The sequence below is a fragment of the Georgenia sp. Z1344 genome (genome assembly GCF_057652375.1).
Genome location: NZ_CM172728.1, coordinates 3395360 through 3410150, shown reverse-complemented (window position 1 = coordinate 3410150; position 14791 = coordinate 3395360). Strand labels below are relative to the sequence as shown.

Below are 14791 nucleotides of genomic sequence, written 5' to 3'. Positions count from 1 at the left end.
CTCAGTGCTCGATCGAGAAGCGGGAGTACAGGCGGCGCAGCGGCGCGGGCGCCCACCAGTTCCAGCGGCCCAGCAGCGTCATCGTGGCGGGCACGAGCAGCATGCGCACGAGGGTCGCGTCGATGAGGACCGTGAGCGCGAGCCCGAGGCCGACCTGCTGGATCGCGTCGATCTCCCCGAGGGCGAAGCCGAGGAACACGGCGATGATGATCGCCGCCGCCGAGGTGATGATCCGGCCCGAGCGCTGCAGCCCCCGCTCGACGGCGAGGTCGTTGTCCCCGGTCGAGTCCCAGTACTCCTTGATCCGCGCAAGAAGGAAGACCTCGTAGTCCATCGCGAGGCCGAACCCGAACGCGACGATGATCGCCACCACGTAGGTCTCCAGCCCCGCGTGCGGCTCGCCCAGGCCGATGAGGCTCGACCCGGTCTCGCTGGTGAACAGCCAGCTCGTCAGCCCGAGCGACGCCGCGATCGACAGCAGGTTGATGAGCAGCGCCTTGAGCGGGATGAGGAGCGACCCGGTCATGAGGAAGAGCAGGACGAACACGGCCACGACGACGACGCCCGCCGTCAGCGGGAGCCCGTCGATCAGGGCGTCGGTGAAGTCGATCTGGGCGCCGGCGGTACCACCGGTGAACGTCTCGAAGCCGGGGTCGAGGGCACGGATCTCCTCGGTGACGGCCACGCCGGTGGCGTCCCCGGGGTCGTCGGTGGTCAGCTGCGTGGTGACGAGCGAGCGACCGTCCTCGAGCGGGCTCGGGGTTCCGACGGCCTCGACACCGTCGATCGCGCCGACCTGGTCGCTCCAGTCGCCGAGCTCCTCGGGGGAGGCGTCGGCGATCGTGTAGACGTCGGCGAACCCGAGCGCGGGGTAGTCCTCGGCGACCGTGCGCACGGCCTGCCCGGTGCTCGTGTCCGCGGGAACCATCTCGATCGTCGACGCGCGCAGCGTCATGCTGCCGAGCGGGACGACAGCGGCCGCGAGCAGCGCGACGACGCCGACGAGGATCGCCCACGGGTGGCGGTGGACGAACCGGGCGAGGCGGGCGAAGGCGCCGTCGTCGGAGCCCGTGTCGCCGAAGGCCCGGACGAGGACCCGCAGGCCAGGGACGCGGGCGAGCGCGGAGCCGCGGGCAAGGACGTGACCGACGAGCACGAGGATCGCCGGGACGAGCGTGACTGCAGCGACGACGGCGAGGAGCACGACGGCGACGGCGCCCGCCGAGATCGTCGTGAGGATGTCCGGCCGCATGAGGAGCAGGCCGGCCACGGAGATCGCCACGGTGACCGCCGAGAAGAACACGGTGCGGCCGGCGGTCTCGACGGTGGTCCTCACCGCGGCGAGCAGTCGCGGGTCGCGGCGGACCAGGGGGGAGCCGGGGCGGGTGTCGTCGTCGTGCGTGCCGCGGGTGTCGGGCGTCTCGACATGGGCGGCGCCGGGCTGTTCGTCGTCGTGCGTGATCCGTGCGACCTCCTCGCGGAACCGGGAGACGACGAGGAGTCCGTAGTCGATCGAGAGGCCGAGGCCGAGGACGGTGACGACGTTGAGGACGAACGACTGGATGTCCATCGTCCACGTGAGCGCGAGCAGGACGCCCATGCCGGTGACGATCGAGGCCAGCGCGCCGATGACGGGCAGCGCCGCGGCGAGGAAGCCGCCGAAGACGAGGACCATGATGAGCAGCGCGATCGGCAGCCCGATGGCCTCGCCCTTGACGAGGTCGGTCTGGATCTGGGCGTTGATCGCGTCGACGACGAGCTCGCCGGAGGTGAGGTGGGCCTCGGCGTCGTCTCCGAGGGGAGCGAGGTCGGTGGCCTCCATCGCCTCGACGACCTCGGAGTGAGTCGCCTCGAGGTCCGCGGCGGCGTCGATCGTGGCGGAGACCGCGACCCCGTCGCCGGCGGCGGAGACGAACGGCGCGGCCTGCTCGTCGGTGACGCCGCCGGGGAACGCGGCGGGGGAGACGGCCTGCGCGACGCCGTCGATCTCGCCGAGCTCGGAGGTGAGCGGGCCGAGGGTCTCCACGACGGCGGCCTGGACCTCCGGGTCGGCCACGTCGATGCCGGTGACCACCATCGTCACGGAGTCGGCGGCCGTGGAGGACTCGTCGAGGGCCCGGCTCGCGATCGTCGACTCCGAGCCCTCGATGATCGGCTCGTCGCCCGCGGCCATCCGGTCGAACAGCCCCTGGCCGCCGAGCCCCGTCAGCGCCCAGGCGCCGGTGACGAGGACGACGACCGCCCACACGGCGACGACGGTGCGGGGGAACGAGGTGACCAGTCGGCCGAGTGCGCGGAACACGTGGGACATGGTCCCACCGCGCAGCCCGACCGTCCGCCGCAATTCACTGGCCGAGAGTGCGGCTGAGCCGTCGCGTCCGCTTGTTCGTCGAGATTGCGGTTCGTCGTTGTCGAGATTGCGGTTGGGAGGGTGCGGGCGCCCACCAACCGCAATCTCGACGAGCACCGGGTGTCGGGGCGGCTCCGTAGGCTGGGGCGGTGGACCTGTTCACCTCCGCCTCGACCTCCGACGACGGCACGCCCGCCGCGTCGGCCGGCGCCCCGCTCGCCGTGCGGATGCGACCCGCGAGCGCGGACGAGGTCCTCGGGCAGGAGCACCTCCTGGCCCCCGGGCAGCCCCTGCGCCGCCTGCTCGAGCCCGCCGACGCCGCCGGCGCGCGACGCACGTCCCCGGCGTCGGTCGTGCTCTGGGGCCCGCCCGGCACCGGGAAGACGACGATCGCCTACCTCGTCGCCCGCGCGTCCGGCCGACGGTTCGTCGAGCTGTCCGCCGTCACGGCCGGCGTCAAGGACGTGCGCGCCGTCGTCGAGTCCGCCCGCCGCGACCTCGTGACCTCGGGCCGCGAGACCGTCCTGTTCGTCGACGAGGTGCACCGCTTCACCTCCACCCAGCAGGACGCACTGCTCCCGGCGGTGGAGAACCGGTGGATCACGCTCGTCGCCGCCACCACGGAGAACCCGAGCTTCTCCGTCCAGGCCCCGCTCCTGTCGCGCTCCCTCCTGCTCACCCTGCACCCGCTGGGGCCCGACGACGTCGCCGAGGTCGTGCGTCGAGCCCTCGCCGACGAGCGCGGGCTCGACGGCTCCCTCACCCTCGACGACGACGCGGCAGCCGTGCTCGTGCGACTCGCCGGGCCGGACGCCCGCAAGGCCCTCACGGTCCTCGAGGCCGCGGCCGCCGCCGCGGAGGACGCGGGGGACGAGCAGATCACCACCGCCCACGTCGAGGCCGCCGTCGACGTGGCGGCCGTGGTCTACGACCGCGACGGCGACCAGCACTACGACGTCATCTCCGCGTTCATCAAGTCGATGCGCGGGTCCGACGTCGACGCCGCGCTGCACTACCTCGCCCGGATGATCGCGGCGGGGGAGGACGCCCGGTTCATCGCGCGTCGCCTCATCGTGCACGCCTCCGAGGACGTCGGGATGGCGGACCCGACCGCGCTGCCCACGGCCGTGGCGGCGGCGCAGGCCGTCCAGCTCATCGGGATGCCCGAGGCGCGGATCCCGCTCGCGCAGGCGGTCATCCACATCGCCTCGGCGCCGAAGTCCAACGCCGCGATCGTCGGCATCGACGAGGCGCTGGCCGACGTGCGCAAGGGCCGCTCCGGCCAGGTGCCGCAGCACCTGCGCGACGCCCACTACGCCGGGGCCGAGGCGCTCGGTCACGGCGCCGGCTACCGGTACCCGCACGACGACCCGCGCGGCGTGCTCCGGCAGGACTACCTGCCCGACGATCTGGCGGGCACCACCTACTACCGGCCGACGACCCACGGCCACGAGCGGGAGATCACAGCCCGCCTGGCTGCCGTGCGCTCGATCCAGCGCGGGGACCGCTGATATCCTGCCCTGGTTGTCCTGCGCCCCTTCGGCGCAGGCGCTCCCGGGGTCCTGGCCACCGCCGGCTCGCAGCCGGCCAGAGTCGACCCCACGCCGACGGCGCAGCGCCGATCGGTCGTGACACGAGTAAGGAACACGCATGGCCCCCAGCCGTACCCGCCGTCAGGTGCGCCTCTCCCGCGCACTCGGCATCGCCCTGACCCCCAAGGCGCAGAAGTACTTCGACAAGCGCCCCTACGGCCCCGGTGAGCACGGCCGCGCCCGTCGCCGCCAGGACTCGGACTACTCCGTCCGTCTGAAGGAGAAGCAGCGCCTGCGCGCCCAGTACGGTATCCGCGAGGCCCAGATGGCCCGCGTCTTCGAGGAGGCGCGCCGCGAGCCGGGCATGACCGGTGAGTCGCTCGTCGAGCTGCTCGAGATGCGTCTCGACGCCCTCGTGCTGCGCTCGGGCTTCGCCCGCACCACCGCGCAGGCCCGCCAGGCGGTCGTCCACCGCCACATCCTCGTCGACGGCAAGATCGTCGACCGCCCCTCGTTCCGCGTGCAGCCCGGCTCGGTCATCCAGGTCAAGCCGCGCTCGCAGACGACGACGCCGTTCCAGGTCGCCGCCGCCGGCGGGCACCGCGACGTCCTCCCGGAGCTCCCGCCGTACCTCGACGTCCAGCTCGAGAAGCTGCGCGCCGAGCTCACGCGGCGCCCGGCCCGTCCCGAGGTCCCCGTGACCTGCGACGTGCAGCTCGTCGTCGAGTACTACTCGCGCTGATCCACCCCCACCGTGCGCCCCGGTCACCCTCGTGACCGGGGCGCCGGTGTCTCAGCCGGCCGCAGGATCAGCCGGAACGCCGATAGGTAACGTTCGCGTCTCGTCGCGATACCCTGCCCCGAGTCCGTCCGGGCCCCATCGCCCCCGACGGACCCACACCCCCCACTCCGGAGGCCAGATGCGTACCGCCGAGATCCACCGCCGGTGGAACGAGCACTTCGCCCGGCACGGCCACGAGGTCGTCCCGTCGGCGTCGCTCGTGTCGCCCGACCCCTCGCTGCTGTTCACGATCGCCGGGATGGTGCCCTTCATCCCGTACATCATCGGCACGGAGAAGGCACCCCACCCGCGCATGGCCTCGGTGCAGAAGTGCATCCGCACCAACGACATCGAGAACGTCGGCCGCACCACGCGGCACGGCACGTTCTTCCAGATGTGCGGCAACTTCAGCTTCGGCGACTACTTCAAGCAGGGCGCGATCGACCTGTCGTGGGAGTTCATCACCGACGCCGAGCGCGGCCTCGGCCTCGACGGCGACCGCATGTGGATCACGCTGTGGGACGAGGACTCCGAGTCCTACGACCACCTCGTCCGCGAGATCGGCCTCGACCCCGCCCACATCGTGCGTCTTCCGCGCGAGGAGAACTTCTGGGACACGGGCCAGCCCGGCCCCGCGGGCCCGTGCGGCGAGTGGCACTACGACAGGGGCCCGGAGTTCGGGCCCGAGGCCGAGGGCGGCACGGTCGACCCCGGCGGCGACCGCTACCTCGAGATCTGGAACCTCGTCTTCGACCAGTTCCTCCGGGGGCCCGGCCAGGGCAAGGACTACCCGCTGCTCGGCGAGCTCGAGAGCAAGTCGATCGACACCGGCGCCGGCCTCGAGCGCATGGCCTACCTGCTCCAGGGCAAGGACAACATCTACGAGACCGACCAGGTCCACCCGGTCATCGCTCGCACCGAGGAGCTGACGGGACGACGCTACGGCGCCGACGCCGAGGACGACGTGCGGCTGCGTCTCGTCGCCGACCACGTCCGCTCCTCCCTCATGCTCATCGGCGACGGCGTCCGCCCGGGCAACGACGGCCGCGGCTACGTCCTGCGCCGCCTCATCCGCCGTGCCGTGCGCTCGGTGCGCCTGCTGGGCGTCGAGGAGGCCGTGCTGCCCGAGCTCCTCCCCGTCTCCCGCGACGCGATGGCGGAGACGTACCCCGAGCTGGGGACGGACTTCGCGCGGATCTCCGACATCGCCTACGGCGAGGAGGACGCGTTCCTGCGCACCCTGACCGCGGGGACGACGATCCTCGACACCGCGGTGACGAAGGCCAAGGAGCAGGGCGGCCCGACCGCCGCCCGCCTGTCCGGGGCCGACGCCTTCGCGCTGCACGACACGTACGGGTTCCCCATCGACCTCACCCTCGAGATGGCCGCCGAGCAGGGCGTGTCCGTCGACGAGGAGGGCTTCCGCACGCTCATGGGCGAGCAGCGCCAGCGCGCGCGCGCCGACGCGATGGCGAAGAAGTCGGGCCACGTCGACACGAGCGTCTACAACGAGATCCTCAGCCGCCTCGGCGGTCCGGTGGACTTCCTCGGGTACCACGACGCCGAGGCGGAGGGCCGGGTCGTCGGCCTGCTCGTCGACGGGATCCCGGCCCCGACGGCGAACGCCCCCGCCGACGTCGAGCTCGTCCTCGACCGCACCCCCTTCTGGGCGGAGCAGGGCGGCCAGCTCGCCGACCAGGGCGAGATCCGCCTCGTCGGCGGCGGGGTGATCGACGTCGCTGACGTCCAGCAGCCCGTCAAGGGCCTGTCCGTCCACCGCGGCACGCTCACCGAGGGCACCGTGACCCTCGACGAGGGCGTGCACGCGGCGATCGACACCGAGCGGCGCCGCCACATCGCCCGCGCCCACACGGCGACCCACATGATCCACAAGTCGCTGCACGAGCACCTCGGTGAGCAGGCGACCCAGGCCGGGTCCGAGAACTCGCCCTCACGCGTGCGGTTCGACTTCCGCCACGGTGCGGCGGTCGACGCCGGTGTCCTCGGGGACATCGAGGGCCGCGTCAACGAGCGCCTCACCGAGGACCTCGACGTCACCGACGAGACGATGAGCCTCGACGACGCCCGCGCCGCGGGAGCGATCGCCCTGTTCGGCGAGAAGTACGGGGACCGCGTCCGCGTGGTCTCGATCGGCGGCGACTGGTCGAAGGAGCTGTGCGCCGGCACCCACGTGGATCGCACCGGCAACCTCGGCCTCGTCACCGTGCTGGGGGAGTCGTCGATCGGCTCGGGCGTGCGTCGCGTCGACGCACTCGTCGGCGCCGGCGCCTACCAGAACCAGGCACGCGAGAAGGCGATCGTCTCCCAGCTCGGCCAGCTCGTCGGGTCCCGCCCGGACGAGCTCGTCGACCGCATCGGCTCGCTCATGACGAAGCTCAAGGGCGCCGAGAAGCAGCTGGCGAGCCTGCAGCAGGCCGAGCTCCTGCGCCGGGGCGGCGACCTGCTCGACGCGGGCGAGGATCTCGGGGGCGTCACCCTCGTCTCCGCGGACCTCGGTGCCGTCTCCGGCGCCGACGACCTGCGCACGCTCGCCCTCGACGTCCGCGGCCGGGCCGGCGAGTCGCGCCCGCTCGTCGTCGCGCTCGTCGGCACCGCGAACGACCGGCCCCTCGTCGTCGTCGCCACCAACGCGGCCGCGCGCGAGGCCGGCGCCCGTGCCGGGCAGCTCGTCCGGACCGCGTCCGGCGAGCTCGGCGGCGGTGGCGGAGGCAAGGACGACGTCGCACAGGGCGGCGGGACGGACGCCTCGGCGGTCCCGGCCGCGCTCGCGGCGGTCCGCACGGCCGTGGCGGGCGCATGACCCTGCGCCGCGGCGTCCGGATCGGCGTCGACGTGGGCACCGTCCGCGTCGGCGTCTCCCGGTGCGACCCCGACGGCGTGCTCGCCAGCCCCGTGGCGACGCTCGCCCGGGACGCCGGCGGCGCCGACCAGCGCGAGATCGCGCGCCTCGTGGCCGAGACCGGCGCCATCGAGGTCGTCGTCGGCCTGCCGCGCAGCCTCGACGGCAAGGTCCGTGCCTCGGCGCGCGCGGCGACCGACTACGCCGCCACGCTCGCCGGGATCATCGTGGCCGGAACCGGAACCGGAACCGGAACCGGAACCGCAACCGCAACCGGAACCGGTACCGCGGACGGAACGCCGACCGCTACCACGTCATCGACCGGCGCCGCGACCGACGGCGTGGCGGTCCGCCTCGTCGACGAGCGCCTGACCAGCACCTCGGCGCACCGCGCGATGCACGCGAGCGGCCGCCCCGGGCGGCGCCACCGCGAGGTCGTCGACCAGGTCGCGGCGGTGCTCATCCTCGAGTCCGCACTCGACGTCGAGCGCGCGACCGGTCGTCCCCCCGGGCGCCCGGTCACCCCCCGAGCGCCCAAGGAGACCCCCGCATGAGCGACCTGTTCGACGAGGTGGCCGACGCCCCGGAGCCCGAGGAGCCCCGCACCTCGCGGCGCGCGGTCCGCGCCCAGGAGGAGGCCCGGCGGCGACGCCGGAACCGCCGCACCCGGACCGGGATCGTCGTCGTCCTCACGCTGGGCCTGCTCGCCGCCGTCGCGTGGTTCGCCCTTCCCCAGGTGCGCGAGACGCTCGGCTTCCGCCCCGACACCAGCGCCGAGGACTACCCGGGGCCCGGGAGCGGCGAGACCGACGTGACGATCCCGATCGGCGCCTCCGGATCCGAGATCGCCAGCACGCTCGTCGAGGCCGGCGTCGTGGCATCCGAGCGGGCGTTCACCGACGCCTACGCGAACGACCCGACGGCGGCCGGCATCCAGCCCGGCACCTACACGCTGATGGAGGAGATGCGCGCGGAGGACGCCGTGGCCGCGCTGCTCGACCCGGCCAGCCGCAACGAGATCACCATGACGATCCCCGAGGGGTTCACGCGCACCCAGGTGATGGAGCGCATCGCCGCCAACCTCGAGGTCGAGGTCGAGGAGGTCGCGTCCGCTCTCGAGGACCCGGCCGCGATCGGCCTGCCCGAGGTCGCCGAGGGCGAGGTCGAGGGCTGGTTCGGCCCCGCGACCTACGCGTTCGAGCCGGACGCGACCGCGGAGGACGTCCTCGCCGAGATGGTCTCCTACCAGGTCGCCCGGCTCGAGGAGCTCGGCGTACCGGAGGACGAGTGGCAGTCCGTGCTCACGCGGGCGTCGATCGTCGAGCGCGAGGTCAACATCGACGAGTACATGCCGCAGGTGGCCACGGTCATCCAGAACCGGCTCGACGACACGACCGAGACCCACGGGATGCTCGGGATGGACTCCACCGTGCTCTACGGGCTCGGCCGCTCGGGCGGCATCCCCACGAGGGACGAGACGGAGAACCCGGACAACCGGTACAACACCTACGTCCACCCGGGTCTGCCGCCGACCCCGATCGGCTCGCCGGGCGAGACGGCGATCGACGCCGTCCTCAACCCTGCCCCGGGCGACTGGCTCTACTTCGTCACGATCAACCTCGACACGGGGGAGACCCTGTTCGCCGAGACGCTCGAGGAGCAGAACGAGAACGTCCAGCTGCTGCGCGAGTGGCAGGCAGAGAACCCGTCGTCGTGACCGCGGGGGAGGTCCTCGTCGGCCAGGACGTGCACGCGGCCGGCGTGCGGCACCGGGCCGCGGTCGTCGGGTCCCCGGTGGCGCACTCGCTCTCGCCCACGCTCCACCGGGCCGCGTACCGGAGCCTCGGGCTGACCGACTGGGCCTACGGGGTCCAGGACGTCACGGTCGACCAGCTGCCCGCGGTCATGGGCGGGCTCGACGAGACCTGGGCCGGGCTCTCGGTGACGATGCCGCTCAAGCTCGCGGCCGCCGCGGCGGTCGACGTCAAGGACTCGGTCGCGAGCCTCCTCGGCGTCGTCAACACCCTCGTGGTCCAGCCCGGTGGCCTGATCGTCGGCGCGAACACCGACGTCGCGGGGATCACCGGGGCGCTGGCCGACGCCGGGGTCACCCGGGTGGACGGCCCGGTCGTCATCCTCGGCGCCCGCGCCACGGCGTCCTCGGCGGTGGCCGCCCTGGGCAGCATCGGGGCCCGCGAGCTCACCCTGCTCGCCCGCAACGTCGGCGGCCCGGGCTCGGCGCTGCCGGTGGCGCACCGTGCCGGGCTCGCGGCCCAGCACGTCCGGCTCACCGACGAGGACGGGGTCCGACGCGCGCTCGCGGGCGCCGCCGTCGTCGTGTCGACGCTGCCCCGAGGGGTCGCCGACCCGGTCGCCGAGCTCGTCCCCGACCTTCGTCCCGACGCCGTCCTCCTCGACGTCGTCTACGACCCGACGCCCACCCCGCTCGCCGCCGCCTGGGCCGCCGCCGGCGGCCGCGTCGCCGAGGGCTGGGGAATGCTCCTGCACCAGGCCGTCGACCAGGTCAGACTGTGGACCGGGCGACAGCCGGACGTCGCCGTCATGCGGTCGGCGTTGCTCGACCAGCTGGCGGTGCGTGCGACGGGGGTCGCGATCCCGGACTCCCCGCCGGTCCTGCCGCCCGCGGTCTGACAACCAGGCCCCGGCGCACCCCGCCTGGGGTCGACCTCGGTCACCGTGGCCGGGGGACGATGTCGGTCGGGACGACCGGGTGCGGCTCCCGTCGTCCGGCCGTCGGCGAACCGGCACGACAGGGTCGACAGAGGTGACAGGGGGCGGGATGGACGAGGCAGGACGCACCGCGGGCGACGCGGGACGTACCGACGACACGACGACCCCGCACCCCCGTCCGCGCCCGCGCGCCACCGCGTTCGGCGCCGTCGGGCCGGTGTCCGTCGTCGTCGCGGCGATCGTCGCCCTCGCCGTCGTCTCCGCCCTGCTCACCGCGGGTCCCGGGACGGGCCCGTTCGGCGGCGGTCCGGAAGGCAGCTCGGGCACGGGGCACGACGACGCCGGGACCGTGTCAGCGGGCATCGCACGCGCCGGGTGGGCCCTCGCCGGCGGGTGGCTCGCAGGCGTGGGGGTCCTCCTCGCCGTCACCGACCACCGCACGCACCGGCTGCCGGACAAGCTCCTCATCGGTGGCGGGGCCGTCGCGCTCCCGCTCCTCGTGGCGGCCGCCCTCCTCGCCGGCGAGCCCGGCGCCCTGCTGCGCGCCGCCGCCGGCGCCCTCGTGCCGGCGGGCGTCCTCTACGCGGTCGCGCTCGTCACGCCCGGCGGGGTGGGGCTCGGCGACGTCAAGCTGCTCCTGCTCACCGGCGCGTGGCTCGGGTTCCTCTCGGTCCCGGCGGCCACGGTCGGTCCCGTGCTGGGGATCGTCGTCGGGGGCCTCGTCTCGATCGTCGCGGTCGTGGCGCGACGGGCGACGCTCCGCTCCCACGTGCCCCTCGGTCCGGCGCTCCTCGTCGGCGCGGCCGTGGCCACGTGGCTCGATCTGGCGGGTGCCCTCACGCTCGCACCGGCCTGACGCTCGGGTCGGCCTCGGTCGCACGGCCCCGACGACGAACGACGTCCCGCGCGGTCACGGAACGTCGTTCGTCGTCGGGCGGTGATCCTGCGTCAGTCCTTCGTCTGCCCGTACCCGGACAGGCCGGACCCGGCCTCGTCGAGGAGCTCGCGGCTGAGCACCTTGATGCGGGGCGAGTCGGCACCGGCGGCGGCCATCGCACGCAGCTGGACCTCGCACACGTACTCGAGGTACGGCAGCAGGCTGAACGCCTTCGCCAGGTTCGGTCCGATCGTCAGCGCGCCGTGGTTGGCCATGAGCGCCCCGGACCGGCCCTCGAGGGCCGCCGCCACGTTCTCCGCGAGCGCGTCGGACCCGAAGGTCGCGTACGGCGCCACGCGCAGCGGACCGCCGAACATCGACGAGTAGTAGTGCGTGGCCGGCACCTCGTCGACCACGACGCTCAGCGCGGTCGACGCCGGCGCGTGGTTGTGCGTGATCGCCCCGGCGTCCGTGGCCGCGTACACGGCGAGGTGGAGGGGGAGCTCGCTCGACGGAGCCCAGCGCGCGTCGATCGGCGCACCCGTGAGGTCGTGGATGCCGACGTCACCGGGCTCGACGTCCTCGTAGGCCATGCCGGACGGCGAGATCGCCACCTGGTCGCCGACCCGGACCGAGACGTTGCCGGCCGTGCCGACCACGAGTCCCTGGCGTTGCATCTCCTGGCACACGCGCACCACCTCGGCGCGCTCCTTCTCGAGCAGCATTCCGTGCTCGTCCTCTCTGTCGTCGTGCGTGATCGGGTCTCTCGGTGGGGGAGCGGGCGCGCTCAGGGCTGGAGGATGTACTTCGACCCGCGCCCGGCGGCCATGTCCTCGAGGGAGTCCACGAGCGCCTCGAGCGGGCGGACCTCGGTGCACAGGCTCATGCCGTCGAACCGGCCCGTCGCCAGGAGGTCGACCGCGATCTGCACGAACCGCGGCTGGTGGTGGTAGACGCCCTTGAGCGTGTACTCCTTGTAGTGCATGTCCGAGCTGTTGACCGAGAACGGCGCGTTCTTCGGGGTCCCGCCGAACAGGACGGCGGTGCCGCCGGGCCGGAGCCCGAGCACGGTCTGCTCCCACACGTTCGGCAGGCCGACGGCCTCGATGGCGACGTCGGCGCCGCGCCCGCCCGGGGTGAAGGGGCGCACGGCGGCCGCGCACTCCTCGGGCGTCTCGAGCCCGGTGAGGTCGACGACGTGCGCGGCCCCGGCGGCGCGCGCCTGCTCGAGGCGTCCGGCCGAGCGGTCGGCGACGACGACGGTCGCACCGCGCAGCTGGGCGAGCGTGAGGAACATCTGGCCGATCGGCCCGGCGCCGTTGATGACGACCGTGTCGCCGAGCGCGATGCCGGACTCGTGCATGCCGTGGACGACCGTCGAGAGGGGCTCGAGCGGGGCGGCGGCCTCGAACGCGAGCGAGTCGGGGATGACGTAGGTGTTGCGCTCGACGATCGCCCTCGGCACGACGATCTGCTCGGCGAACGCGCCGTTGAGGTACTGGAGGTTCTCGCACAGCGACTCGCGGCCGATCGTGCAGGCCCAGCAGCTGCCGCAGGGGGCGGTGTTCGCCGCGACGACCCGCTGGCCGACCTCGAAGTCGCTCACGCCGTCGCCCACCTCGGTGACGACGCCCGCGAACTCGTGGCCGAACCGGGCCGGGAGCGTGGGGAAGAGGGTCGGGTGCCCGCGGCGGTAGGACTTGAGGTCGGTGCCGCACGTGGCGGCCGCCTTGATCTCGACGGCGATCTCGCCGGGACCGGGACGCTCGGGCTCGATCTCCTCGAGCCTCAGGTCGCCGGGTCCGTGGAACATGTAGGCGCGCATGGGCTGGTCCTTCCTCGGTGGTCGGCCCCGGCGGGAGTCGGGGCGCGGGTGCTGGGCTGGTGGCGTGGGTCGGCGTGGCGCGAGTCGTGTCGGAGGTCGTCGGTCGGTGCGCCGAGGGTCGTGGGGCGCCGTGCGGGCGGTTGGCGCGGTGCCCGACGAGCGGGGTCGGCCGGGGACGGACCGTGGCGGTCCGTCCCCGGCCGGCGGGGTCCTACTCGATGTCGGTCACCTCGGCGTCCGGGTACTTCGTGGCGAACGCCTGGAGCTTGTCCGTCGTCGGCTTGAGCGCCTCGTAGAGCTCACCCTGGATCGCGCCGAGCTCGGCGTAGATCTCGTGGTTCTCCTCGTTCGGCTCGGTGACGTCGCCGAACCGGGCCATCGCCTGGGCCGCGGTGCGCACGGAGGTGTCGCCGTGCACGCCGGTGGAGGCCATGGCGAGCACGCCGGCGCCGAGGGCGGAGATCTCGTCCTCGAGGCAGGCGGTGATCGGCTTGCCGCTCGTGTCGGCCATGATCTGCCGCCACAGGGGCGAGCGGACGCCGCCGCCCATCGCGCGCACGGTCGTGATCTCGGTGCCGGTGGCCTTCTCGAGCCCGGCGACCGAGCGGGCCATCTCGAGGCCGATGGCCTCGAGGATGGAGCGGTACATCGAGCCGCGGCCGTGGGAGCCGCGCCAGCCGACGACGCCGCCGCGGGCGATCGGGTCCCAGTGCGGGCTCTGGACGGCGTTCCAGTACGGCATCGTGATGAGGCCGCCGGAGCCGGGCGCGCGCTCGGCGGCCATGCGCTCGAGCTCGGGGTCGGGGCGGCCGCGCAGCTCGGGGTTCCAGAAGGCCGTGCGGTACCAGGTCGGCAGGAAGGCGCCCGAGGACTGGAGGATCTCGAGCACGTAGGTGTCGGCGACGCCGCCGGCCAGGGTGCGGTAGATGGGCCCGAACGCGTACTCCTCGGACAGCACGCCCGCGACGACGGCCGTGCCGAGGTTCATGTACAGCGTCTGCTCGTCGACGGAGGCCGCGCCGATGCCGGCGCCCTGCCCGTCGCCGAGGCCCGCCACGAGCTGGACGTCCTGGGACAGGCCCCAGCCGTCGAGCACCGACTCCTGGATGTTCCCGAGCACCTCGCCGGGCTTGTGGAGCTCGACCATCTGGTCCTCGCGGACGCCGGCGATCTCCAGGAGCGAGGCGTCGTAGCTCTGCCTGGCGATGTCGAACAGGCCGAGCGAGTCGGCGCAGGCGACCGAGTCCTTCCACTCGCCGATGAGCTTCTTGACGAGGAAGGCGTGGACGTTGACGACGCGGTCGGCGTTCTCGAGGACGCCGGGCTCGTTCTCCTTGACCCAGGCCATCTTGTAGATCGCGGGGGTGACGTCCGGCGGCTTGCCGGACAGCTCCCAGATGTCCTTGGTGCCGTGGCGCAGGATCTGGTCCGAGGCCCGGATGTCCATCCACAGGATGCCGTCGCGCTGCGGCGTGCCGTCCTCGCTGAAGGGGGCGAACGTCTCGCGCTGGTGCGTGACGCCCATGGCGACGATGCGCTCCTTGTCCGCGTTCTTCAGCTGCGAGACCGCGGCGGCGACGGCGTCGTTGGTGGAGTTCCACCAGGCGTTGGGGTCGTGCTCGGCGAAGCCCGAGCGCGGGCTGCGCAGCTGGATCTCGCGCTTGCCGAGGGCAAGGACCTTGCCGTCGGGGTCGACGATGATCGCCTTGCTGGACGTGGTCGACGAGTCGACCGCGATGACGAGCGGTGCTGACGGGGGCATGGGAACCTCGAATCGGCGCTGATCGGCGTCGCGACCGGCCTCGGCCGACGACGGGAGCCGCAGTCCCGGCGCGGGCTCCGCCCCGATCTCACCACGTTCCGTGTTGGAAGCAC

The 14791-nt window shown here is 73.4% G+C and carries 11 protein-coding genes; 7 read left to right on the top strand and 4 right to left on the bottom strand.

All coding sequences use genetic code 11. From position 1 onward, the window contains the following. Position 1: 1 nt before the first annotated feature. Positions 2-2311 (bottom strand): MMPL family transporter, encoded by a 2310-nt coding sequence (locus AC24FB_RS15395; protein WP_425714074.1) that lies wholly within the window; start codon positions 2309-2311, stop codon positions 2-4. A gap of 188 nt (positions 2312-2499) precedes the next feature. Here AC24FB_RS15395 and AC24FB_RS15390 point away from each other — a divergent pair, with 188 nt between their 5' ends. The 7 genes from AC24FB_RS15390 to AC24FB_RS15360 all read left to right on the top strand — a co-directional run bounded on the left by AC24FB_RS15390 (position 2500) and on the right by AC24FB_RS15360 (position 11070). Next, entirely contained in the window at positions 2500-3861 is a 1362-nt protein-coding gene (locus AC24FB_RS15390; protein ID WP_425714073.1) for a replication-associated recombination protein A, read from the top strand. Positions 3862-4000: 139 nt separating this feature from the next. Beyond that, positions 4001-4624, top strand: coding sequence for a 30S ribosomal protein S4 (rpsD, locus tag AC24FB_RS15385; protein ID WP_425714072.1), 624 nt, complete (start codon positions 4001-4003; stop codon positions 4622-4624). Between the two features lie 178 nt (positions 4625-4802). After that, positions 4803-7484: an alanine--tRNA ligase gene (gene alaS / locus AC24FB_RS15380; RefSeq protein WP_425714071.1), complete on the top strand. Its 2682-nt coding sequence runs from the start codon at positions 4803-4805 to the stop codon at positions 7482-7484. After that, positions 7481-8077 (top strand): Holliday junction resolvase RuvX, encoded by a 597-nt coding sequence (gene ruvX / locus AC24FB_RS15375; RefSeq protein ID WP_425714070.1) that lies wholly within the window; start codon positions 7481-7483, stop codon positions 8075-8077. Before alaS ends, ruvX begins: the two co-directional genes overlap by 4 nt. Further along, entirely contained in the window at positions 8074-9240 is a 1167-nt protein-coding gene (gene mltG, locus AC24FB_RS15370) for an endolytic transglycosylase MltG (RefSeq protein ID WP_425714069.1), read from the top strand. The genes ruvX and mltG overlap by 4 nt, the downstream gene beginning before the upstream one ends. Then, a complete protein-coding gene (locus tag AC24FB_RS15365) occupies positions 9237-10175 on the top strand; it encodes a shikimate dehydrogenase (protein ID WP_425714068.1) in 939 nt (312 codons plus the stop codon). The genes mltG and AC24FB_RS15365 overlap by 4 nt, the downstream gene beginning before the upstream one ends. A gap of 148 nt (positions 10176-10323) precedes the next feature. Continuing rightward, positions 10324-11070: a prepilin peptidase gene (locus AC24FB_RS15360; RefSeq protein WP_425714067.1), complete on the top strand. Its 747-nt coding sequence runs from the start codon at positions 10324-10326 to the stop codon at positions 11068-11070. Positions 11071-11162: 92 nt separating this feature from the next. Here the strand turns inward: AC24FB_RS15360 and AC24FB_RS15355 are convergent, their stop codons facing one another. From AC24FB_RS15355 to AC24FB_RS15345, 3 genes are all read right to left on the bottom strand, one after another. Further along, a complete protein-coding gene (locus AC24FB_RS15355; protein WP_425714066.1) occupies positions 11163-11816 on the bottom strand; it encodes a class II aldolase/adducin family protein in 654 nt (217 codons plus the stop codon). Positions 11817-11878: 62 nt separating this feature from the next. After that, complete coding sequence (locus AC24FB_RS15350; RefSeq protein ID WP_425714065.1) at positions 11879-12916, bottom strand: zinc-dependent alcohol dehydrogenase; 1038 nt, start codon at positions 12914-12916, stop codon at positions 11879-11881. Between the two features lie 211 nt (positions 12917-13127). Further along, entirely contained in the window at positions 13128-14678 is a 1551-nt protein-coding gene (locus tag AC24FB_RS15345; RefSeq protein ID WP_425714064.1) for a xylulokinase, read from the bottom strand. Between the last annotated feature and the right edge of the window lie 113 nt (positions 14679-14791).

Excerpts from the sequence above, each read along its gene's own strand:
- AC24FB_RS15395 (WP_425714074.1), bottom strand. The coding sequence starts at position 2,311 with ATGTCCCACGTGTTCCGCGCACTCGGCCGACTGGTCACCTCGTTCCCC.
- rpsD (WP_425714072.1), top strand. The coding sequence starts at position 4,001 with ATGGCCCCCAGCCGTACCCGCCGTCAGGTGCGCCTCTCCCGCGCACTC.
- alaS (WP_425714071.1), top strand. The coding sequence starts at position 4,803 with ATGCGTACCGCCGAGATCCACCGCCGGTGGAACGAGCACTTCGCCCGG.
- ruvX (WP_425714070.1), top strand. The coding sequence starts at position 7,481 with ATGACCCTGCGCCGCGGCGTCCGGATCGGCGTCGACGTGGGCACCGTC.
- mltG (WP_425714069.1), top strand. The coding sequence starts at position 8,074 with ATGAGCGACCTGTTCGACGAGGTGGCCGACGCCCCGGAGCCCGAGGAG.
- AC24FB_RS15360 (WP_425714067.1), top strand. The coding sequence starts at position 10,324 with ATGGACGAGGCAGGACGCACCGCGGGCGACGCGGGACGTACCGACGAC.
- AC24FB_RS15355 (WP_425714066.1), bottom strand. The coding sequence starts at position 11,816 with ATGCTGCTCGAGAAGGAGCGCGCCGAGGTGGTGCGCGTGTGCCAGGAG.
- AC24FB_RS15350 (WP_425714065.1), bottom strand. The coding sequence starts at position 12,916 with ATGCGCGCCTACATGTTCCACGGACCCGGCGACCTGAGGCTCGAGGAG.
- AC24FB_RS15345 (WP_425714064.1), bottom strand. The coding sequence starts at position 14,678 with ATGCCCCCGTCAGCACCGCTCGTCATCGCGGTCGACTCGTCGACCACG.